The 19,766-nt window shown below is 71.8% G+C and carries 19 protein-coding genes and 1 tRNA gene; 12 read left to right on the top strand and 8 right to left on the bottom strand.

What is annotated here, in order from left to right:
• Positions 1–145 precede the first annotated feature (145 nt).
• The 5 genes from KSO98_RS06075 (at position 146) to KSO98_RS06095 (ending at position 5,180) form a co-directional block, all read left to right on the top strand.
• Positions 146–583 carry a DUF3052 domain-containing protein gene (locus KSO98_RS06075; protein ID WP_225284176.1) on the top strand — a complete coding sequence of 146 codons (438 nt, stop codon included), beginning with the start codon at positions 146–148 and terminating at the stop codon, positions 581–583.
• The gene (locus KSO98_RS06080; protein ID WP_225284177.1) at positions 580–2,220 is read left to right on the top strand and encodes an AMP-binding protein; all 1,641 of its coding nucleotides are present in this window, start codon (positions 580–582) and stop codon (positions 2,218–2,220) included. Before KSO98_RS06075 ends, KSO98_RS06080 begins: the two co-directional genes overlap by 4 nt.
• Entirely contained in the window at positions 2,217–2,690 is a 474-nt protein-coding gene (locus KSO98_RS06085; RefSeq protein WP_225284178.1) for a peroxiredoxin, read from the top strand. Before KSO98_RS06080 ends, KSO98_RS06085 begins: the two co-directional genes overlap by 4 nt.
• A gap of 465 nt (positions 2,691–3,155) precedes the next feature.
• A tRNA-Val gene (locus tag KSO98_RS06090) sits at positions 3,156–3,232 on the top strand.
• Between the two features lie 49 nt (positions 3,233–3,281).
• On the top strand, positions 3,282–5,180 hold the full coding sequence (locus KSO98_RS06095; RefSeq protein ID WP_225284179.1) for a methyl-accepting chemotaxis protein: 1,899 nt from the start codon (positions 3,282–3,284) through the stop codon (positions 5,178–5,180).
• A gap of 240 nt (positions 5,181–5,420) precedes the next feature.
• On the opposite strand, the gene KSO98_RS06100 is transcribed toward KSO98_RS06095, so the two are convergent.
• Positions 5,421–5,864 carry a hypothetical protein gene (locus KSO98_RS06100; protein WP_225284180.1) on the bottom strand — a complete coding sequence of 148 codons (444 nt, stop codon included), beginning with the start codon at positions 5,862–5,864 and terminating at the stop codon, positions 5,421–5,423.
• Positions 5,865–6,128: 264 nt separating this feature from the next.
• Positions 6,129–6,896 carry an alpha/beta hydrolase gene (locus KSO98_RS06105; RefSeq protein WP_225284181.1) on the bottom strand — a complete coding sequence of 256 codons (768 nt, stop codon included), beginning with the start codon at positions 6,894–6,896 and terminating at the stop codon, positions 6,129–6,131.
• 38 nt (positions 6,897–6,934) lie between these two features.
• On the opposite strand from KSO98_RS06105, the gene KSO98_RS06110 reads away from it, so the two are divergent.
• From KSO98_RS06110 to KSO98_RS06120, 3 genes are read left to right on the top strand one after another with little or no spacing between them, the layout of a single operon-like run.
• Complete coding sequence (locus KSO98_RS06110) at positions 6,935–7,651, top strand: lysophospholipid acyltransferase family protein (RefSeq protein WP_225284182.1); 717 nt, start codon at positions 6,935–6,937, stop codon at positions 7,649–7,651.
• 6 nt (positions 7,652–7,657) lie between these two features.
• Complete coding sequence (locus tag KSO98_RS06115; protein WP_225284183.1) at positions 7,658–8,158, top strand: flavin reductase family protein; 501 nt, start codon at positions 7,658–7,660, stop codon at positions 8,156–8,158.
• Positions 8,155–9,042 (top strand): hypothetical protein, encoded by an 888-nt coding sequence (locus tag KSO98_RS06120; RefSeq protein ID WP_225284184.1) that lies wholly within the window; start codon positions 8,155–8,157, stop codon positions 9,040–9,042. The genes KSO98_RS06115 and KSO98_RS06120 overlap by 4 nt, the downstream gene beginning before the upstream one ends.
• Positions 9,043–9,159: 117 nt before the next feature.
• Here KSO98_RS06120 and glpK read toward each other — a convergent pair whose 3' ends face one another.
• The 3 genes from glpK to KSO98_RS06135 are packed head-to-tail and all read right to left on the bottom strand — an operon-like array spanning position 9,160 to position 12,705.
• Positions 9,160–10,629: a glycerol kinase GlpK gene (gene glpK, locus KSO98_RS06125; RefSeq protein ID WP_225284185.1), complete on the bottom strand. Its 1,470-nt coding sequence runs from the start codon at positions 10,627–10,629 to the stop codon at positions 9,160–9,162.
• Complete coding sequence (locus KSO98_RS06130) at positions 10,626–11,294, bottom strand: DUF1028 domain-containing protein (protein WP_225284186.1); 669 nt, start codon at positions 11,292–11,294, stop codon at positions 10,626–10,628. The genes glpK and KSO98_RS06130 overlap by 4 nt, the downstream gene beginning before the upstream one ends.
• 10 nt (positions 11,295–11,304) lie before the next feature.
• The gene (locus tag KSO98_RS06135; protein WP_225284187.1) at positions 11,305–12,705 is read right to left on the bottom strand and encodes a hypothetical protein; all 1,401 of its coding nucleotides are present in this window, start codon (positions 12,703–12,705) and stop codon (positions 11,305–11,307) included.
• 60 nt (positions 12,706–12,765) lie between these two features.
• Here KSO98_RS06135 and KSO98_RS06140 point away from each other — a divergent pair, with 60 nt between their 5' ends.
• Positions 12,766–14,355: a lipase family protein gene (locus KSO98_RS06140; RefSeq protein WP_225284188.1), complete on the top strand. Its 1,590-nt coding sequence runs from the start codon at positions 12,766–12,768 to the stop codon at positions 14,353–14,355.
• A gap of 90 nt (positions 14,356–14,445) precedes the next feature.
• On the opposite strand, the gene KSO98_RS06145 is transcribed toward KSO98_RS06140, so the two are convergent.
• Entirely contained in the window at positions 14,446–15,198 is a 753-nt protein-coding gene (locus KSO98_RS06145) for an endonuclease/exonuclease/phosphatase family protein (protein ID WP_225284189.1), read from the bottom strand.
• Between the two features lie 66 nt (positions 15,199–15,264).
• On the opposite strand from KSO98_RS06145, the gene KSO98_RS06150 reads away from it, so the two are divergent.
• Positions 15,265–15,816 carry a nucleotidyltransferase domain-containing protein gene (locus tag KSO98_RS06150; RefSeq protein ID WP_225284190.1) on the top strand — a complete coding sequence of 184 codons (552 nt, stop codon included), beginning with the start codon at positions 15,265–15,267 and terminating at the stop codon, positions 15,814–15,816.
• A gap of 85 nt (positions 15,817–15,901) precedes the next feature.
• Here KSO98_RS06150 and KSO98_RS06155 read toward each other — a convergent pair whose 3' ends face one another.
• A complete protein-coding gene (locus tag KSO98_RS06155) occupies positions 15,902–16,858 on the bottom strand; it encodes a quinone oxidoreductase family protein (RefSeq protein ID WP_225284191.1) in 957 nt (318 codons plus the stop codon).
• Positions 16,859–16,914: 56 nt separating this feature from the next.
• Between KSO98_RS06155 and KSO98_RS06160 the strand changes: the two genes are divergently transcribed.
• Together KSO98_RS06160 and KSO98_RS06165 are read left to right on the top strand one after the other, a co-directional pair.
• Positions 16,915–18,255: a class II 3-deoxy-7-phosphoheptulonate synthase gene (locus KSO98_RS06160; protein WP_225284192.1), complete on the top strand. Its 1,341-nt coding sequence runs from the start codon at positions 16,915–16,917 to the stop codon at positions 18,253–18,255.
• A 17-nt stretch (positions 18,256–18,272) separates the two neighbouring features.
• The gene (locus tag KSO98_RS06165; protein WP_225284193.1) at positions 18,273–19,265 is read left to right on the top strand and encodes a threonine aldolase family protein; all 993 of its coding nucleotides are present in this window, start codon (positions 18,273–18,275) and stop codon (positions 19,263–19,265) included.
• Between the two features lies 1 nt (position 19,266).
• Here KSO98_RS06165 and KSO98_RS06170 read toward each other — a convergent pair whose 3' ends face one another.
• A complete protein-coding gene (locus tag KSO98_RS06170) occupies positions 19,267–19,746 on the bottom strand; it encodes a GNAT family N-acetyltransferase (protein ID WP_225284194.1) in 480 nt (159 codons plus the stop codon).
• Positions 19,747–19,766 lie beyond the last annotated feature (20 nt).

A 19,766-nucleotide genomic window follows, 5' to 3' on the forward strand; every position in this document is an offset into this window, starting at 1 on the left:
TCCAGCGCGCCGGATTATCGGTTAACGGCGCGGAGGAATGGACCAGGGTTGCGTCCACGGCGTATCTCCGCTGGACTACTCACCACCGTGGGTGATTTGCACCGACGGTGAGACAACCTGTCAGCGACAAGATGCGGAGGACGACGTGAGCTCGACCGCGGGTGGAGGCTCCACCCAGACTGGCCCGGCGGGACCCGCCGAGCGCCTGGGATTCAAGGCCGGAATGGTCATCCAGGAGCTGGGATGGGACAACGACACCGATGACACGCTCAGGGTCGCGATCGAGGACGCGCTCGACGCCGAGATGGTGGACGGCGACTACGGCAACGTCGTGGACGCCGTCCTGCTGTGGTGGCGCGACGAGGACGGCGACCTCGTCGACGGCCTCGTGGACTCCCTCACCGACCTGGTCGGCGGAGGCGCCATCTGGCTCCTGACGCCGAAGGTCGGCCGCCCCGGTGCCGTCGACCCTGCCGACATCGCCGAGGCCGCGCCCATCGCCGGCCTCTCTCAGACCATCACCGCTGCCGTCAGCAGCGACTGGACCGCAACCCGACTGCTGGCGCCGAAGAACGTCGGATGATCCTGCGTCCCTCAGAGGCGCTGGCCAAGGCGGTCTCCGCCGGGTCCGGTGCGCTCGTGCTCGCCGGCTCCGGCGTCGTCAAGCCGTTCTCCCCGGCTGTCCTGGCGCGCCTCGGCAAGGCCGTCCTCGACTGGGGTCTCGGGCCCGCGGGCGGCTTCACCATGCTCGCCACCCGATACCCCGACCGGGTCGGCATCGTCGACGAGCTCGGTGAGATCACGTACGGCGAGATCCACCGCCGCACCAACGTGCTGGCCCGTGCGCTGGCTGCGCGTGGTGTCGGCGAGGGTGACGGCGTCGCGATCATGTGCCGCAACCACCGCGGCTTCGTCGAGGCGACCGTCGCGGTCGCCAAGCTGGGCGCCGACGCGCTCTACCTCAACACCGCCTTCGCCGGCCCGCAGCTGGTCGACGTGCTCGCTCGGGAGAAGCCGCGCGTGGTCATCCACGACGAGGAGTTCACCGCGCTGCTGGCCGGTGCCGAGATCGAGCAGCGCATCCTGGCCTGGACCGACACCGATGTGGCCGCTCTCAAGGCCGACGGTGTCGAGACGCTGGGGGAGCTCTCCACCAGGGGCAACGACTCCACCCTCGCCGCGCCCTCGCGGCACGGCCGGATCATCATCCTCACCTCCGGCACCACGGGCACGCCCAAGGGCGCGCCCCGCAACGAGGCCGGCATCGACGCCGCGATCGCGCTGCTGTCGCGGATGCCGCTCAAGGAGGGCTGGCGCACGCACATCGCCGCGCCGCTGTTCCACACCTGGGGCTTCGCCCACCTGATGCTCGCGATGCTGCTCGGCTCCACCATGGTGCTGCGCCGCCGCTTCGAGCCCGCCGACGCGCTCGCCGCGACCGAGGGCTGCGACTCGCTGGTCGTCATCCCCGTGATGCTGCAGCGGATGCTCGCCGTACCGGATGTCTCTCCGGACCTGTCCCGCCTCAAGGTCGTCGCCTCGTCGGGCTCCGCCCTGCCGGGCGACCTGGCCCTGGAGTGGATGGACCGCTTCGGCGACAACCTCTACAACATCTACGGCTCCACCGAGGTCGCCTACGCCTCGATCGCCACGCCCGAGGACCTGCGCACCGCGCCGACCTCGGCCGGCCGCCCGCCGTGGGGCACCATCGTGAAGATCCTCGACCCGCTCGGCGCCGAGGTGGCGCAGGGCGAGGCCGGGCGCATCTTCGTCGGCAACAGCCTGCTCTTCGAGGGCTACACCGGCGGCGGCCACAAGGAGATCGTCGACGGCCTCATGTCGTCCGGCGATGTCGGCCGCTTCGACGCCGACGGACGCCTGTACGTCGAGGGTCGCGACGACGAGATGATCGTCTCCGGCGGCGAGAACGTCTTCCCCAAGGAGGTCGAGGACTGCCTCGCCCGCCACGAGGCCGTCGTCGAGGTGGCCTGCATCGGCGTCGACGACGCCGACTTCGGCAAGCGCCTGCGCGCCTTCGTCGTGGTCAGCCGTGAGGTCGGCGAGGACGACCTCAAGGACTGGGTGAAGCACCACCTCGCCCGCTTCAAGGTGCCGCGCGACATCGTCGTCATGGGCGAGCTGCCGCGCAACGCCACCGGCAAGGTGCTCAAGCGTGAGCTCTTCGAGTGGGCCGGTGAGTCCGCGGGGGACGGGGCGTGACCGGGCTCGAGATCGGTGGGCTCGCCCCTGACTTCACCCTGCGCGACCAGTTCGGCCAGGACGTGACCCTCTCCTCCTACCGGGGCAGCAAGGCCGTGGCGCTGTTCTTCTACCCGTACGCGTTCTCGGGCGTGTGCACGGGGGAGATGGCCGGCATCCGCGACCGGCTCGCGGAGTTCATGACGTTCGACACCGAGGCGCTCGCGATCTCCTGTGACCCGATGTTCGCGCTGCGCGCGTTCGCCGACAGCGACGGGCTCAACTTCCCGCTGCTCTCGGACTTCTGGCCGCACGGCGAGGTCTCGCGTGCCTACGACGTGTTCGACGAGGCCCGGGGCAACCCGCGGCGCTCCTCGTACGTGATCGACAAGCAGGGGATCGTGCGGTGGGCGGTGCACAACGCGGCCGCTGAGGGCCGCGACCTCGACGAGCATCTGCGCGAGCTGGCCGCTGCGGCAGCGGTCGTCTAGGCGCTCCGCGCGCGCTCGTTCCGCGCTGACGCGCGCTCGTTCCGCGCTGACGCTCGCTCGTCCCGGCGCTCCGCGCCCGACTCGCTCGCTCACGGCCAGCGCCCGAGCTCGTCCCTCGCTCGCGCTGCCGCTCGCTCGCTCGTCCCGGCGCTCCGCGCCCGACTCGCTCGCTCACGGCCAGCGCCCGAGCTCGTCCCTCGCTCGCGCTGCCGCTCGCTCGCTCGTCCCGGCGCTCCGCGCCCGACTCGCTCGCTCACGGCCAGCGCCCGAGCTCGTCCCTCGCTCGCGCTGCCGCTCGCTCGCTCGTCTAGACCAGTTGGTCTCTTTTTCAACGAAACCGGACCACAGCGTCCCGACAGGTTGATATCGTCCTCCACGTTGAACCGGTGGCGACCCGAGACGCCGCCGGTTCGACTCATTTGGCCCCATGCGACGCCCACCCCGTAGGCTGTGCCGTCGCGTCACGGGCGCATAGCTCAGTTGGTTAGAGCGCTTCCCTTACAAGGAAGATGTCGGGGGTTCGAGTCCCTCTGCGCCCACCATTTCCGGAATTCGGGTCAGATTGGCGATCCCTTTGCCGTTGTGACGCGTATGACAGCCCTCGCGCCCGATCACGCCTCGGATCTCGACACCAACGAGGCGCTGCTCGCGCTCGACTACTCGGCCTACGACCACTTCGGGCACTCGGTGTATGTGGTCGGCCGGGATTACACGATGCAGCACCTCAACGCGGTCGGCATCGAGCGGATCCGGTTCATGACCGGCAACCCGGACCTCGCGCTCGAGCAGGCCCGGGGCCTGTCGCTGGATGCGCTCTACGTCCACCCCGAGTACGGCCGCGACATGCTGCGGGACGACTCGCACCTGCCGATGACGACCGAGTACGAGCTCTTCGGCTTCTGGCGCAAGATGTCGCTGGACGCGATCTACCAGCCCGGTACCGGGCGGTTCCTCGGCGCCGTGATGGCGGTCCAGGACGTCACCGAGCAGAAGAAGGCCGAGTTGGCCGCCCAGGCGACCGCCCGCAACGCCCGTGCGATGAGCGCCCTGCTGGCCGCGCTCGCCGACGCCCGGACGGAGGAGGGCGTGGTGGACGTCGTCATCTCGACGATCCTCGAGCACTTCGGCGTCTCGTACGCGGTCGGCTACAAGATCGTCGAGGACGAGGCGCTCTACTTCGGCCAGTCCAGCGAGGACGGCGCCACGGCCGCGGCCGCTCCCGCACAGGTCTACCGGCGCGGCGAGGGGCGGGGGCTCATCGGCCGCGCCTGGGCCGCCGACGCGGTCGCCGAGGGCGCGAACCTCGCCGACCTCGCCGACGACCCGCACCTGCGCCTGGCCGCGGAGGAGGGCTACGTCGCCGGCTTCGCGCTGCCCCAGGGACCGCGCGAGAGCGTCGGGTCCGGCGGCGTGATCGAGTTCCTGAGCAAGGAGCCGCTCGACTTCGACGCGATCCGCGACATCCTCGCCGACGTCGTGCTGGCCAGCCGCGACGCCTTCACCCGGGCCTACGAGGAGGCCCGTACGGCCGCCGTGGCCGCCGACACGGCCCGTCGCGTCGAGGCACTGCTCGCCGCCACCCGCCTGGTCGGGGACGGCGACCTCACGGTCGCGATCCCGTGCGAGGGCGACGACACCATCGCGCACGTCGCGAGCGCCGTCCAGGACGTCGTCTCGGCGATGCGCGGCTCGCTGCGCGAGATCGGCGAGACCGCGGACGGCCTGCTGGCCGCCTCGACCCAGCTCAACGCCGTCGCCGCCGGCGTGGGTGACGGCGCGGCGCTGACCTCCGCCCGCGCCGACTCCGCCTCGAGCGCCGCCGCTCAGACCTCCTCCGCGATCCAGACCGTGGCGACCGCCGCCGAGGAGATGTCGTCCTCGATCCGCGAGATCGCCCAGAACGCCAGTGAAGCGGCCACCACCGCCAGCGGCGCGGTCGGGATGGCCGGCGACGCCTCCACGACCATCTCCGCGCTGGGGGAGGCGAGCACCCAGATCAGCCAGGTGATCAAGCTGATCACCTCGATCGCCCAGCAGACCAACCTGCTCGCCCTCAACGCCACCATCGAGGCGGCGCGCGCCGGCGAGCACGGCAAGGGCTTCGCCGTGGTGGCCAGCGAGGTGAAGGAGCTCGCCGCGCAGACGGCGCGTGCGACCGAGGAGATCTCGACGCAGATCAGCACGATCCAGGGCCGTACCGGCGAGGCCGTCCACGCGATCGGCCAGATCGGCGAGGTGATCAGCCGGATCAGCGACATCCAGACCACCATCGCCTCCGCGGTCGAGGAGCAGACCGCGACCACCAACGAGATCGCCCGCTCGGTCACCGAGGCGGCCACGGGCGCCGACGGCATCGCCGCCGACGTCACCCAGGTCGCCAGCTCCGCCGTGGAGGCGAGCAGCGCGGCGGCGCAGACGCTCGCCGCGGCGAGCGAGCTCGACGCGACCGCCGGCCGACTTCAGGAGCTGGTGGCCCGCTTCACCCTCTGAGATGCAGGTGCAGTCTCAGGTGATGGTGCCGCTGGATGGGACCGGGCGCGTCCCGATGAGCGTGGGGATGGGGCCGGGTGAGTCGCCCGGACACCCCGAGCATCGCGACGCCGAGCACCCCCAGGAGCACCAGCGACTGAAGGGCGAACCACAGCAGCCAGGCGTTGGCGGACACAGCGCACCTCCTTGAGTGGATCTCTCCACGGTGCCACGCGATCGCCTCGCTGGCCAGGCCTGCGCCTAGAGTCGCGCGCCGTCGTCCCAGGGGTCGCGCGGCTCGCGCGGCATGGCGAAGACCAGGTAGCCGAAGCCGGCCAGGAACGCGAGCGCCAGACCGGCGACCACCCAGTTCGGGATCCACCAGTGGAGCGAGACGTGGGCGATGAACAGCAGCACCGCGCCGATCGGCGCACCGAGCAGACCGAGCCAGGCCAGGAACCGCTCCGGCGTGGTGCGGGGGAGCGTCGGACGAGGGGCCACGAAGCGGTCGTGCGCGTCGACGTCGTACGCGTCGTCGTACACGTCCGGGGTGAAGGACTCGTCCACGTCGTCGCCGAAGGGGACCACGGCGTCCTCGACGGCAGGCTGGTCGGCCAGCTCGGCACGTTCGCCGAAGTTCTCGACGATCTCGCGCCAGGCCGCGTCCTGGGCGGCCTCGTTCGGGTCGCTCACCGGTTCGCTCACTCCTCAAGACTAGGCGATCGAGCGAGCGACAGCGCCCGAGGGAGGAACGAGCTCGGAGGCGTTGGCCGGGAGCGAGTGAGCCCGCGCGCAGCGCAGGCGATCGAGCGAGCGACAGCGCCCGAGGGAGGAACGAGCTCGGAGGCGTTGGCCGGGAGCGAGTGAGCCCGCGCGCAGCGCAGGCGATCGAGCGAGCGACAGCGCCCGAGGGAGGAACGAGCTCGGAGGCGTTGGCCGGGAGCGAGTGACCCCGCGCGCAGCGCGGGGTCAGGGGGTGGTGACCTTCGCGATGAAGGCGGCGGACTCGTCGATGATCACCTGGGCGTCGTTGTCCAACGTCGCCACGTGGTAGCTGTTCTCCAGCCGTCGCAGCGTCACCGGCCCCGAGATCCGCGAGGTGATCAGCGGCTCGGAGGCCTCGTCGACGACGTGGTCCTCGGTCGAGCGCAGGTAGAGGACCGGTGCCGTCACCTTGGGCAGGTCGGCGACCAGCTCGGGCCACGCGCGGAACATCGAGTGCGCGGCCTTGAGGGGCGTACGGGTGTAGCCGTGCTCCTCCACGCCGGCCAGCTTGATGTCGCTGGCGATGCCGGGGAAGGACGGGACGAGGTGCTTGAGCACGGGAAGCAGCTTGACGTCGAGCCGCTTGGTCGCGAGCGCCGGGTTGACCACCACGACGCCCGCCACCGCGTCGGCGTGATCGGCGGCCAGGCGCAGCATCAGAGCGCCGCCCATCGACAGACCGCAGAGCACCACGACGTCGTTCTCGGCCTGCAGCTTGGCGAAGGCCCGCGACACCTCGCCGTACCAGTCGGGCCAGCCGGTGGTGTTCATCTCCTGCCAGGTGGTGCCGTGGCCGGGGAGCCGCGGCACCTCGACGCCGTACCCGAGCTCGGCCAGCGCCCGTCCCCAGCCCACCATCGAGTAGGGCGAGCCGGTGAAGCCGTGGGACAGCAGGACGCCGATGCGGCGACCGCCGGTGAGGTCGGGCTGGGCGGCGACCGAGAGCGGGGCGTGGAGATCAGACGCGGACATGGTCGGCATTCTGCACCAATCCCGATAGGGTCGGAGGCGTGAATGAGAAGGCGTTCTACGCGGTTTTGAAGCACGTCGTCATCGGCCCGTGGCTCAAGCTCGTCTTCCGGCCGAAGTACCAGGGCGTGGAGAACGTCCCGACCAAAGGCCCCGCGATCCTGGCCAGCAACCACCTCTCGTACGCCGATTGGCTCTTCATGCCGCTCGGGCTGCCGCGGATGGTGCGGTTCGTGGCCAAGGACGAGTACTTCATCCAGCCGGGCATCAAGGGCTGGTTCAAGAAGACGTTCTTCGCCGGCACCGGCAACGTCCCGATCGACCGCTCCGGCGCCTCGGCCGCCGAGGGCGCCCTGATCGCGGCCCAGCGCGTGCTCGGCGACGGCGAGCTCTTCGGGATCTACCCCGAGGGCACCCGCTCCCACGACGGCAAGCTCTACCGCGGCCGTACGGGTGTCGCGCGACTCGCACTCGAGTCCAAGGCGCCCGTCGTCCCGGTCGCCGTGATCGGCACGGACATCATCGCGCCGCCGGGCAAGACCTTCGGCAAGCTGGTGCGCCCGATCGTCCGCTACGGCAAGCCGCTCGACTTCTCCCGCTACGAGGGCATGGAGAACGACCGCTACATCCTGCGCGCGATCGCCGACGAGATCATGTACGAGATCCTGCGGCTCTCCGGCCAGGAGTACGTCGACCTCTACGCCACCGACGCGAAGAAGCGCGACCAGGCGGCCGAGAAGTCGAAGCCCGCTGCGTGATCCCCGGTGAGCATCCACAGCTCCCACCCGTTCCCGACGTCGGAGGATCCGGTCCGCCGGCTGCGCGGTCGGCTGGGCGGCGCGGTCGCGCTGGTCACCGCAGGTGCCGGTGAGGATCGCGCCGGGCTGACCGTCTCGTCGCTGATGGTGGCCGGCGGCGAGCCGGCCTCCGTGCTGTTCCTGGTCGATCCGGACAGCTCGCTCGCAGAGACGCTGGAGGTCGGGTCGCGCGCTGTCGTGCAGCTGCTGGCCTGGCAGCACCGGGGCCTCGCCGAGGCCTTCGCCGGTACGTCACCCGCGCCCGGCGGCCCGTTCCGTACGGGGTCCTTCGCCGACTCGGCATGGGGTCCGCGACTGGTGGACGCCACCGCCTGGGCGTCGGTGACGATCAGCGGGCTGCGCGAGATCGGCTGGTCGCTCGAGGTCGCCGCGGCGATCGACGAGATCGAGATCGGCTCCGACGAGGAAGCACTGCTGCACCGCCGAGGGCGCTGGGCACGGCCGTGAGCGAGGGCGTGGGCGAGCTGCTCGCGATCGCTGAGGAGCTCTACGCGGTGCCGCTCGGAGAGTTCACGGTGACCCGTGACGCTCGCGTACGGGAGCTCAAGGGCACGCCGCTCGCGGCGGCGGTGAAGGCGCTGCGCAAGCCGTCCGCGGCCGCGTGGGTGGTCGACCTGCTGGTGCGCCGCGAGAGCGATCAGGTGACGCAGATGATCGCGGTGGGCGCGGCGCTGCGGCAGGCTCAGGAGGGGATGGATGCGGGTGCGCTGCGCGAGCTGACCAAGCAGCGGCGCCAGCTCACCGGTGCCCTGACCGCCCGTGCCCGGGCGCTGTCCGGCCAGGCGGGGCTGAAGGTGACCGCGGCGGTCGCCGACCAGGTCGAGGAGACGCTGACGGCCGCGATGATCGACCCCGACGCGGCGCGTGCCGTGGCCTCCGGGCTGCTGGTGACGCCGCTGCGCGCGACCGGCGTCGGAGCGGTCGACGCGGGTGCCGCGGTCGCGGCGCCCGAGGCGCTCGGCTTCACCGTCACGCCGGTCGAGGCACCGGCGGTGACCCTGCGCGTCGTACCGGATCCCGACGCCGACCGGCGCGCCCTCGAGGCGGCGCAGGCGGCCCTGGCGGAGGCCGCGGCGGGCCTCGACGAGGCCGTGCAGGAGGAGGAGCGCGCGGCCGCGGAGGTCGCCCGGCTCGAGGCCGCATCACTGCAGGTGCAGGCCGAGCTCGACGAGCTGCGGCGCCGGCTCGCCGAGCTGGAGGAGTCGGCCCAGGAGATCGACGACGACCTCGCCGAGGCCGAGGACGACCGCGCCGCCGCGCAGGCCGACGTGGAGGCCGCCACGCGCGCCCGTGACCAGGCGGCGGCTGCCGAGGCGCGCCTGCGCCACTGAGGTCGCGGTGGCGTCGTGCCGAAGGGGTCGCTGTGGAGGCGGTGGCCGGACCCGCTCCGCGCGCGGGACTCGCCCGGGTGGGTGGTGGCGCCTACCGGCTCTGCGGGGACCGACCCGTCACTCGGCGGCCCAGGCCTTCGAGCGTTCGACGGCCTTGAGCCACTGCGCGTGGCCGGCATCGGCGGCACCCCGGTCGGGGGCGGGGGAGAAGGTGCGGTCGAGGGCCCAGGTCGCGCGCAGATCGTCGAAGGACGACCACAGCCCGACGCCCAGGCCGGCCATGAACGCCGCGCCGAGCCCGGTCGTCTCCACGATCGAGGGCCGGGAGACCTCGATGCCGAGCTGGTCGGCCTGGATCTGGCACAGGAGGTTGTTGGCCGCAGCGCCGCCGTCCACCTTGAGCGCAGCGACCGGAGGCATCGTGTCGACCACGTCGCGCACCTCGTACGTGATCGCCTCGAGCGTCGCCCGCACGATGTGGCCCCGGGTCGTGCCGCGGGTGAGACCGACGATGAGGCCGCGCGCGTGCGGGTCCCAGTGCGGCGCCCCGAGCCCGGTGAGCGCTGGTACGAAGACGACGCCCTCCGAGGACGGGACGGCGTTCGCGATCGCCTCGGTCTCGGCGGCCGACCCGACGATCTGGAGCCCGTCGCGCAGCCACTGCACGGCGGCGCCGGTGACGAAGATCGACCCCTCGAGCGCGTAGGTCATCTCTCCGGACGGCGCGCGCCAGGCGGCCGTGGAGAGCAGCCCGGCGTCCGAGCGCACCACCTCGGAGCCGGTGTTGGTCAGGATGAACGAGCCGGTGCCGTAGGTGCACTTCACCTCGCCCGGATCGAAGCAGGTCTGCCCGAAGAGCGCCGACTGCTGATCGCCCGCGATGCCGGCGATCGGCAGCGACAGGTCGAGGAACGAGCGCGCGTCCGTGGTCGCGATCGAGCCCCAGTTCGGCACCAGCTCCGGCAGGGCGTCGCGCGGCACCCCGAAGAGGCCGCAGAGCTCGTCGGACCAGTCGCCGGCGGCGAGGTCGAAGAGCAGCGTGCGCGAGGCGTTCGAGACGTCGGTGACGTGGTGCACGCCGCGCGTCATCCGGGTGACGAGGTAGGAGTCGACGGTGCCGACGGCGTAGCGACCGGACTCGACGTGGGCCCAGGTCTGCGGCTCGTGCTCGCGGATCCAGGCCAGCTTGGTGGCGGAGAAGTACGGGTCCAGGCGCAGCCCGGTCAGCTCGGAGATCCGGGCCTCGTGCTCGGTCATCGAGGAGCAGTACGAGGCCGTGCGACGGTCCTGCCACACGATCGCGCGCCGCGGCGAGCCGAGCGTCTCGCGATCCCACAGCACGACCGTCTCGCGCTGGTTGGTGATGCCGATCCCGACCAGCTCGTCGCGGTCGAAGCCGTGCAGGGCGGCGCGCACCGCCTCCAGCGTGGCCTGCCAGATCTCCTCCGGCGCGTGCTCCACCCAGCCCGGCTTGGGGAAGTGCTGTGCGAACTCCTGGTAGCCCCGCGCCACGATCGCGCCGGACTCGGAGACCACCAGCGCGGTCACGCCGGTCGTGCCGGCGTCGATCGCCAGGATCGCGCTCACAGCTCGCCCGCCGCCCACGCCGCGCGGTGGGCGTCGTTGAGGTCGAGCAGCCGGGCCAGCTCCGCGATCGGGTCGCCGCCGGGGAGCAGCGCAGCGTCATCGACGCGCAGGTCGGCGACGATGTCGTCCTCGCCGTCGTAGCCGGCCTCCTCGCGTACGACGAGCAGGGCCGCCGACTGGCGACCGCGGCTGTCGCCGCCGGCCTCGTCCCCGGCTCGCAGCGCGGCGATCAGCCGGCGCTCCAGCGACGGCTCGTCCTCGGCGGCCCGCCAGGCCTGCTCCATCGCCTCGATCACCTCGGGGCCGGTCAGCAGGTTGCCCTGGATCGCGTAGCCCTCGCCGGTGACACCGCCCGCCCACGGCTGGCAGGCGCTGCCGGTGTGGGAGGCGGCCTGCCCGTCCACGTCGACGATGCCGACCTGGCGCTGGAGGTATCCGGGATCCTCGTCCAGCAGGGTCTGGAGCGCGACGCCGGCCGTGGCGCCGTCGTCGAGGTGGGAGAGCGCGAGCCCCTTGTACGCGACGTTGACGTGCGCCTGGGTGGCGATCGCGCCGACCCCGGCGACGGCCGCCGGCACCGCGTTGCCGACCGCGAAGAACCGCGAGGCGACCGCCACGCCCCACGTGCTGCCGTCTGCTGACCTGGCCACGATCGAGAACGTCATGGGAGGGACGCTACTGGTTGAGCGTGACCCCTGGCGCGGTCAACACGATCCAACGACCTTCGCGAGCCGCGGTGGTCCAGCCGTCGTTGGAGAGGGTCTCGATGGTGCCCGCGTTGCGGCTGAGGAGCGCGGCGCAGCGCACGTCGTACCGCTTGAAGACATCGACGTACGGCGAGGAGGGATCGAGGATGCTCAGGTCGAGGATCTGCTCGGAGTAGGGGTCCTGGCGGTTGTCGGCGAAGACCGTGACCCCCGGGGTGAACCAGATCAGGTAGGCGCCCGAGTCGTAGCTGGTGTAGACGTGGCCCGGGCACGACTCGACGGCCCGCTCGATGCGCTCGCCGATCGGGTGCCAGGCCAGCGACGCCGGCGCCGACAGGTACGTCGCCGCGATCGCCACCGGCCCCACGATGCCTGCGCCGACGAGGATCGGGCGGGCGAGGGGCACGGTGTCGCGGGGGCGTACCCGCGGCGTCGCCGGGCGGAGCAGCTCGATCGCCAGCGGGATCGCGGCGATCACGAACATCGTCATGTTGCGGCGGGCGTCGATCGCCAGCGGCAGGGTGGCGAGCGTCGAGACCAGACCCAGCGCGGCTGGCCAGGTCCGGAGGCGACGCCGCGACGCCGGGCGCAGGGCGCTGACCGCGACCAGGACGACGACGCCGCCGACCCACGCCCAGAACGCGCCGCTGAAGAACGACAGCCCCTCGTACGCCGGCTTCCACTCGTTGATCCGGTCCTCGAACGGCCGGCTGCCCGAGGTCAGCACGTAGTGCCACAAGCCGGTGCCGAGCGGCGTCAGGAGGGTGGCGAGCGCGCCCAGAGCCGTGACGACGAGGAGGGGACGCAGGAACCGGCGGCGCTCGCGGAGGAGGAGCGCGGCCAGGCAGGCGGCGCCCAGCGCCAAGCCGCCGTACACGACGCCACCGTGGGCGTTGGCCCACACCAGCATCAGCGGTGGGCACCACCACCAGCGCTGCTCGCGCAGCAGCCACAGGATGAGTGCGAAGCAGAGCATGCTCACCATCTGCGGGCGCAGCGACCAGCTCCCGGCCAGGGCCGGGATGGCGAGGACCAGCACGACGAGGTCGGTGCGTCGTACGGTGCCCGAGGCGGTGGAGAGCGCGAGGGTCCCGCCGGCCAGCAGCGCCGCGCACAGGGTGAGCAGCGGCAGCCCGCCGATCACGTGCACGGGATAGATGAGCGCCTGCCAGAGCCACTCGTGATCGGGCCAGGGGTCGCCGGCGGCGGTGTAGGAGTAGCGGTCGACGAGGCTGATCGTGCGGTGGTGCCAGATGTCGCGCCCGGCCCGCAGCGCCCACCAGGTGTCGCCCTGCGTGCTCGTCACGCACGCGGCGATGACGGTGCCGACCAGGAGGACCAGGCGGCGGGCGAAGACCGGGAAGAGCACCGCCTGATTGTTGCGGCGATAGTGGTAAAAATCCGGCGAACATGCCGCATCATGTGGTGCATGTCACGCCTCACTCGGTGGGCTGCCTCTGCCGCCGCCACCGCCGTCGTCCTCGCCCCTGCCCTGAGCGGTGGAGCCGCGCACGCGGCCGCCTCCAGCTACCCGAGCGGCGATCCGTTCTACCGCTACGACACGACCGGAGCCACGCCGACGCCGTACGTCCCGGACGCGGGGACGACCCCGGGGCAGGTTCTCGACACGCGCGACCATGTGACCCTGCCCGTGATGGCCGACCTGCTCAAGGCGCTGGCCTACTCGCACGGCGCCGCACTGGACTCGTTCTCGATCGACGCGACCCAGCTGCTCTACCGGACCCAGGACGAGCTCGGCCACCCCAGCGCCACGGTCACGACGGTGCTCCGGCCGGAGGATCTCCCGAAGCCGGTCACCAGCAGGGGAGTCGTCGCCTACCTGAGCTACTACGACGGCCTCAGCGACACCTGCGACCCGAGCTACACCCTGCAGAACGGCAAGCTCGACGGCGAGAAGGCCGCGATCAGCCAGCTGCTCGAGTCCGGCTACACCGTCACCATCCCGGACTTCGAGGGCGAGGGCCTCGACTGGGCCGCGGGCCACGAGGCCGGCTGGAGCACGCTCGACGCCCTCCGGGCGACCGAGAAGAGCCTCTCGCTGCCGACGAGCACCAAGGTCGCGACCGTCGGCTACTCCGGCGGCTCGATCGCCGGTGAGTGGGTCGCCGAGCTCCAGCCGACGTACGCGCCGGAGCTGAACCTGGTCGGCACCGCGATCGGCGGCGTGCCGGCCAACCTGCGCCACCTGGTGAACTACGTCAACAGCGACGCCGACGCGGACCGCGACAGCTGGTTCGGGGTCATCCCGGCCGCGACCGTCTCGCTGGGTCGTGCGACCGACCAGGACTTCAGCTCGCTGCTCAGCGCCTACGGCGACCAGGTCGCCACCGACGTCAGCACCAAGTGCATCGGCGACTTCGCCAACAAGTACTCCGGCAAGCACCTCTCCGACCTGGTCAACACCGGCGTCGACTTCATGGCGGACTCACGGGTCGCCGCCATCCTCGACCGCCTCACGATGGGCAAGGGCGCTACGCCGACCGCGCCGATGTTCATGATGAACGGCCGCAGCAGCGACGGCATCGGCGACGGCGTGATGGTCGCCGACGACGTCAAGGCGCTCGCGGCGAACTACTGCAGTCGCAACGTCGCGGTGCAGTACGACGAGCAGAGCGGCCTGCACGGCGCTGTCGGCCAGACCTTCATGGTCAAGGCGATCGGCCTGGTCCCCGGTGGCGGCTTCATCGACAAGTGGTTCAACGGCACCGACACCCCGGCCGACTACAACTGCGCCCCCCGGGTCATCGGCGACCCGGCTCCGCCGCTGCCGAAGGTGACGATCCGGGCGCTCTCGCGCGGCCACCACGACATCGTCATCGTGACCGCGCCCCGCGGTGCCACGGTGAAGATCTTCGTGGCGGGCCACAAGAAGGTCGTCGCTCGCGCGGTCGCGAAGAAGGGTCATGCGCGGCTCAGCATCGCCGATCACAACGGCAAGCGCGTCACGCACTACCGCGTCCTCGTCGGCGGCACGACGTATCGGGTCGCGATGCGCTGATCGTCGACCGGTGGCTCCGTCCACGTGTGTCGGGCCTCCCTCCCGGGCGGAGGCCGGGCTCACGGGCACGGAGCCACCGCTCGATGCCGGTCACTCCAGGTCGATGACGAGGGCCAGGTGGTCGGAGACCGGGAGCTGCCGGACGGACGCCCGGGCAGTGCCGTCGAACCCGTCCGCGAGGACGTGATCGAGCTGCGCCGTCGGTGACTCGACGGGGAAGGTGGCGCTGGGCTCGCCCAGGGGTGTCAGTCCGCTCACCCGCGCGGCTTTCGCGGCCCCCATGTTGAGGTCCCCGGTGAGCAGCAGGGGCCGCGGCGTCGCCTGCAGGGCGCGCACCAATGTGCGCAGCTGGTGCCCATGCCACCACGGCAGGAACGACAGGTGGGTGTTCGCCACCGTCAGGGTGCCGAGCGGCGCGTCGATCGTCGCCGCCATCGCGACCCGCGGCTCCTCCCGGACGAGGGAGGGCAGCCGTCGCCCGGGGAAGCGCATCGGCGCGGGGCCGGGTACGACGGGCAGCCGCACCACCTCCCACGACGTCACCGGGAAGCGACTCAGCAGCGCGATCCCGTACGCCGCGCTGTCGGGCTGCTCCTCGCCGGTCGCCGCGGTCCAGGTCGCTCCCGGACTCCCGGCGAGCGCGGCCACGAACAGATGGTGGTCGGCCCCCATCGCGTCGGCCGCGACGGCTGTCAGGTCGGCGCGCCCGGAGCGGACCTGGTTGCGATCCACCTCCTGCAGCGCCAGGACATCGGCGTCGAGGCTCTTGATCGCGTCCGCGAAGATCGCGATGTCGACCTCGGAGCGCTCGGGGGAGCGGCCGTGCAGGATGTTGAAGGTCACCAGGCGCACACCCGCCCGGTAACCACCCGGAGCATGTGCGATCACCCCGAGGGGTATCGGAGCGCCATGCCGGACGAGGTACGCCGCGGGCTGCGCGAGGCCCTCAAGACCGTTGCGGTCGCGCTCAAGGAGGTCGGGGTGCCGTTCGCGCTCGCCGGCAGCTACGGGCTGTGGGCGCGCGGCGGCCCGGAGCCCGACCACGACGTCGACTTCCTGGTCGCCGAGGAGGACGCGCCGCGGGTGATGGAGCGCCTCGCCGAGCACGGCCTCCAAGTCGTGCAGCCGCCGGAGGACTGGCTGTTCAAGATCTTCATCGACCAGGCGATGGTCGACGTCCTCTTCCGCACGGCCGGCGTGCCGGTCACCCGCAAGCACTTCGACGGCGTCGACGAGATCGAGGTCGAGTCCGTCGCGATGCCGGTCCTCTCGGCGACCACGCTGATGATCGACAAGATGCTGGCGATGGAGGAGCACAGCTGCAACCTCACGGCAGCCCTGCCCGCGGCCCGGGCCGTGCGCGAGCAGATCAAGTGGGACCACGTGCGCGAGGCGGTCGAGGACAACCCGTACGCCTCCGCGTTCCTCTACCTCCTCGACCGGCTGCGCATCACCGAGTAGGCGGAAGCGCGTCGCGCCTGGCTCCCGCGCTCGCGGCCAGCGCCAGAGCTCGTCCCTCGCTCGCGCTGTCGCTCGCTTTCTCACCTCAGGGGAGCAGGACGACCTTCCCCGCCGCATGGTTCTCCGCGACGAACCGGTGCGCCTCGCGCACCTCGGCGAGCGGCAGCTCCTTGACGACCCGCACCTTCAGCCGGCCCTCGCGCGCGAGCTGCGCCAAAGGTGCACGGGCGGCTGCGCGGATCTCCGTCCCCGGATCCGCGCCGGGCCCGCCGCCGAGCGCCTTGATCCCGGACTCGATGGCGGCAGGCCTGACCATGATCGTCGCGATCCGCTCGCGCTCGACCAGGGCCAGCGAGAGGGCCAGGGCCTCATCGGTGCCGGCGGCGTCGATGGCGGCAGTGGGCTCGCCCACCTCCTCCGCGGCCGCGGCGACGCGCTCGCGCAGGCCCTCGCCGTACGCGATCGGGTAGGCACCCAGCTCGCGCAGCAGGTCGTGGTTGCGCGGCGAGGCGGTGCCGATCACCCGGGCGCCGCGGTCGACGGCCAGCTGGATCACCGCCTGTCCGACCGCGCCGGCCGCGCCGTGCAGCAGCACCACGTCGCCCTCGCCGACCCCGGTCGCCTCCAGGGTGTGGATCGCGGTCGCGCCGGCGAGCAGGAGCCCGGCGGCCTCCGACCAGGGGAGCGATGCCGGCTTGGGCACCACGTCGTCGGCCGGTACGAGAAGCGCCGAGGCGTACCCGCCGTCGACGCGGAACGCGATCACCTCGTCGCCGACGGCGACCGTCGAGACGTCCGGTCCGACCGCCTCCACGACGCCCGCGACCTCCGCCCCCAGCCGGAACGGCACCGGGCCGCGGCCACGCATGCCCTGACGGATCTTGAGGTCGACCGGGTTCACCCCGATCGCCTTCACCACCAGCCGCACCTGGCCCGGGCCGGGAGGCGGGAGCTCCTCCTGCCGCAGCTGCAGGACGTTCTCGTCGCCATGGGCGTCGGCGCTGACGTAGGTCGCTGTGAGCGGAGTCACGGGCTGGGTCATGTCCACGGCAACCAACCCGTTGGGCACTACATTCCACGCGCGCGTACCCTTGCGGCGTGATCCCGTCGCTTGAAGAGCTCCACAAGATCGGCGCCGCCCAGCAGCCGACCTACCCCGACCAGGCCGCGCTCGACGCCGCCGTGGATCGGCTCCGTGTCCTTCCTCCGCTGGTCTTCGCGGGCGAGTGCGACGCTCTCAAGTCGAAGATCGCCGCGGCGTCGCGCGGTGAGGCGTTCATCCTGCAGGGCGGCGACTGCGCCGAGACCTTCAACGACGCCACCGCGGACAACACCCGCAACAAGCTGCGCGTGCTGCTGCAGATGGCCGTCGTGCTCACGTACGCCGCCTCGGTGCCGGTCGTGAAGATCGGCCGTCTCGCCGGTCAGTACGCCAAGCCGCGCTCCAGCGACCTCGAGACCCGCGTCGTCGACGGCCAGGAGATCACCCTGCCCGCCTACCGCGGAGACGCGGTCAACGGCTTCGACTTCACCCCCGAGTCGCGCATCCCCGACCCGCAGCGCCTGCTCGACGTCTACCACGCCTCGGCCTCGACGCTGAACCTCGTGCGCGCGTTCACCACCGGTGGCTACGCCGACCTGCGTCAGGTGCACGCCTGGAACTCCGAGTTCGTCGCCAGCAGCCCCGTCGGCGCCCGCTACGAGGCGATGGGCAAGGAGATCGACCGCGCCCTCACCTTCATGAAGGCGATCGGCGCCGACCCGCGCGAGTTCCACGGCGTCGACTTCTACTCCTCGCACGAGGCACTGCTCATGGAGTACGAGCACGCCATGACCCGCATCGACTCGCGCACCGACGAGCCGTACAACGTGTCGGGCCACTTCGTGTGGATCGGCGAGCGCACCCGCCAGCTCGACGGCGCCCACGTCGAGTACTTCAGCCACATCAAGAACCCGATCGGCTGCAAGCTCGGTCCGACGGCCACCGCCGACGACGCGCTCCAGCTCGCCGCCAAGCTCAACCCGCAGAACGAGGAGGGCCGCCTGACCTTCATCACCCGCTTCGGTGTCGACAAGATCCGCGACGGCCTCCCGCCGCTGGTCGAGAAGGTCACCGCGGAGGGCGTGAAGGTCGCGTGGATCAGCGACCCGATGCACGGCAACACCTTCGCCGCCTCCAACGGCTACAAGACCCGCCGCTTCGAGGACGTCCTGGGCGAGATGCAGGGCTTCTTCGACGTGCACAAGGCGCTCGGCACCGTGCCGGCCGGCATCCTGGTCGAGAACACCGGCGACGACGTCACCGAGATCGTCGGCGGCGGCGAGGAGCTCTCCGAGGAGGGCCTGGCCCGTCGGTACGAGTCCGTCGTCGACCCGCGCCTCAACCGCGTCCAGTCCCTGGAGATGGCCTTCCAGGTCGCTGAGCTTCTTCGCAGGTGAGTCACTAGGGTGGCCCGGTGATCGATCTGCGCTCCGACACCGTCACCCGTCCCACCGACTCGATGCGCGAGGCGATGGTCCGCGCAGAGGTCGGTGACGACGTGTACGGCGAGGACCCGACGGTCCGTGCGCTCGAGGAGCGCGTGGCTGCGATGTTCGGCAAGGAGGCGGCGCTCTTCACCCCGACGGGGTCGCTGGCCAACGTGCTGGCCGTGCGCACCGTGGTCGAGCCGGGCCAGGAGGTGCTCTGCGAGTCCGCGGCCCACATCGCCCGTGCCGAGCTCGGCGCGCACGGCGCGGTCTCCGGGCTCACGATGCGTACCTGGCACCACCCGCGCGGCCAGATCGACCTGCCCCAGATCGAGACGCTCTTCGCGCCCGACCTCGGCCCCTACTTCGTGCAGACGAAGGCGATCGCGGTCGAGAACACCCACAACTTCGCCGGCGGCGCGGTCCTGCCACTCGCCGATCTGCAGGCGCTGCGCGCGTACGCCGACCGGGTGGGGGTCGCGATCCACCTCGACGGCGCCCGGGTCTGGAACGCGCACGTCGCGACCGGCGTCGGGCTCGAGGAGTACGGCGCGATCGCGGACGTGCTCGCGGTCTGCCTCTCGAAGGGCCTCGGCGCCCCGATCGGCTCGCTGGTCGTCGGCTCCGCCGAGGCGATCGCCGCGTCCCGGGTGCGGCGCAAGCGGATGGGCGGCGGGATGCGCCAGACCGGGATCCTGGCGGCGGCGGGCCTGCATGCGCTCGACCACCACGTCGAGCGTCTCGCCGACGACCACGTCCACGCCCGCCTGCTCGCCGAGGCGTGCGGCGTCGACCCGGCCGGCGTCGACACCAACATCGCCGTCGTCGTGCGCGACGACGCCCCGGCCTTCGTCGCGGCGGCGCGGGAGCAGGGCGTGCTGGTGAGCGCGGTCGGCCCGAAGGCCGTACGGATCGTCACCCACCTCGACATCAGCAAGACCGACGCGGCGGCCGCGGCGGCGATCCTGGCGAGGCTCTGACTCAGCCCCGCGACCAGCGGAACTGCAGGATCTCCTCGCCGTCCTGGAGCTGGGAGCGGTTGGCGGTGTCGGTGAAGCCGGCCGCGAGCAGCACCCGTTGACCGCGGCGGTTGTCCGCGCGGGTCCAGGCCGAGAGGTGCTCCCAGGATCGGTTCTGCAGGTCACGCAGCAGCCGCGTGCCGATGCCGCAGCCCCACAGTGCGGGGTCGACGTACAGCATCGCGAGGTGACCGGTGGTCGGGTCGGGGCGCCGATCGGGGCTGTGCTCGTCGACGAACGTCTCCGCGACCAGCACGCCCGCTGGGCGGGTGCCGTAATGGGCGAGCAGGAGCAGCTCGGCGCCCTCGATCCGCTCGCGCACCCGGCTGGCGCGCAGCTCCCCGGCCGGCCGGCGACGCGCATGGTTGGCAGCCCGCCAGACCCGCATCGCCAGGTCGCGCCCCTCCGGGGCGTCGACGACGTCGATCAGGGTCCGGGGCACGTTCGAACCATAGAGGACCC

Origin of the sequence: Nocardioides nematodiphilus, assembly GCF_020216525.1 — a bacterium.
GTDB lineage: Bacteria > Actinomycetota > Actinomycetes > Propionibacteriales > Nocardioidaceae > Nocardioides > Nocardioides nematodiphilus.

What these genes read in the sequence shown, in the direction of transcription:
- KSO98_RS06080 (WP_225284177.1), top strand. Translation starts at nt 580, where the DNA reads ATGATCCTGCGTCCCTCAGAGGCGCTGGCCAAGGCGGTCTCCGCCGGG.
- KSO98_RS06095 (WP_225284179.1), top strand. Translation starts at nt 3,282, where the DNA reads ATGACAGCCCTCGCGCCCGATCACGCCTCGGATCTCGACACCAACGAG.
- KSO98_RS06105 (WP_225284181.1), bottom strand. Translation starts at nt 6,896, where the DNA reads ATGTCCGCGTCTGATCTCCACGCCCCGCTCTCGGTCGCCGCCCAGCCC.
- KSO98_RS06130 (WP_225284186.1), bottom strand. Translation starts at nt 11,294, where the DNA reads ATGACGTTCTCGATCGTGGCCAGGTCAGCAGACGGCAGCACGTGGGGC.
- KSO98_RS06140 (WP_225284188.1), top strand. Translation starts at nt 12,766, where the DNA reads ATGTCACGCCTCACTCGGTGGGCTGCCTCTGCCGCCGCCACCGCCGTC.
- KSO98_RS06150 (WP_225284190.1), top strand. Translation starts at nt 15,265, where the DNA reads ATGCCGGACGAGGTACGCCGCGGGCTGCGCGAGGCCCTCAAGACCGTT.
- KSO98_RS06155 (WP_225284191.1), bottom strand. Translation starts at nt 16,858, where the DNA reads ATGACCCAGCCCGTGACTCCGCTCACAGCGACCTACGTCAGCGCCGAC.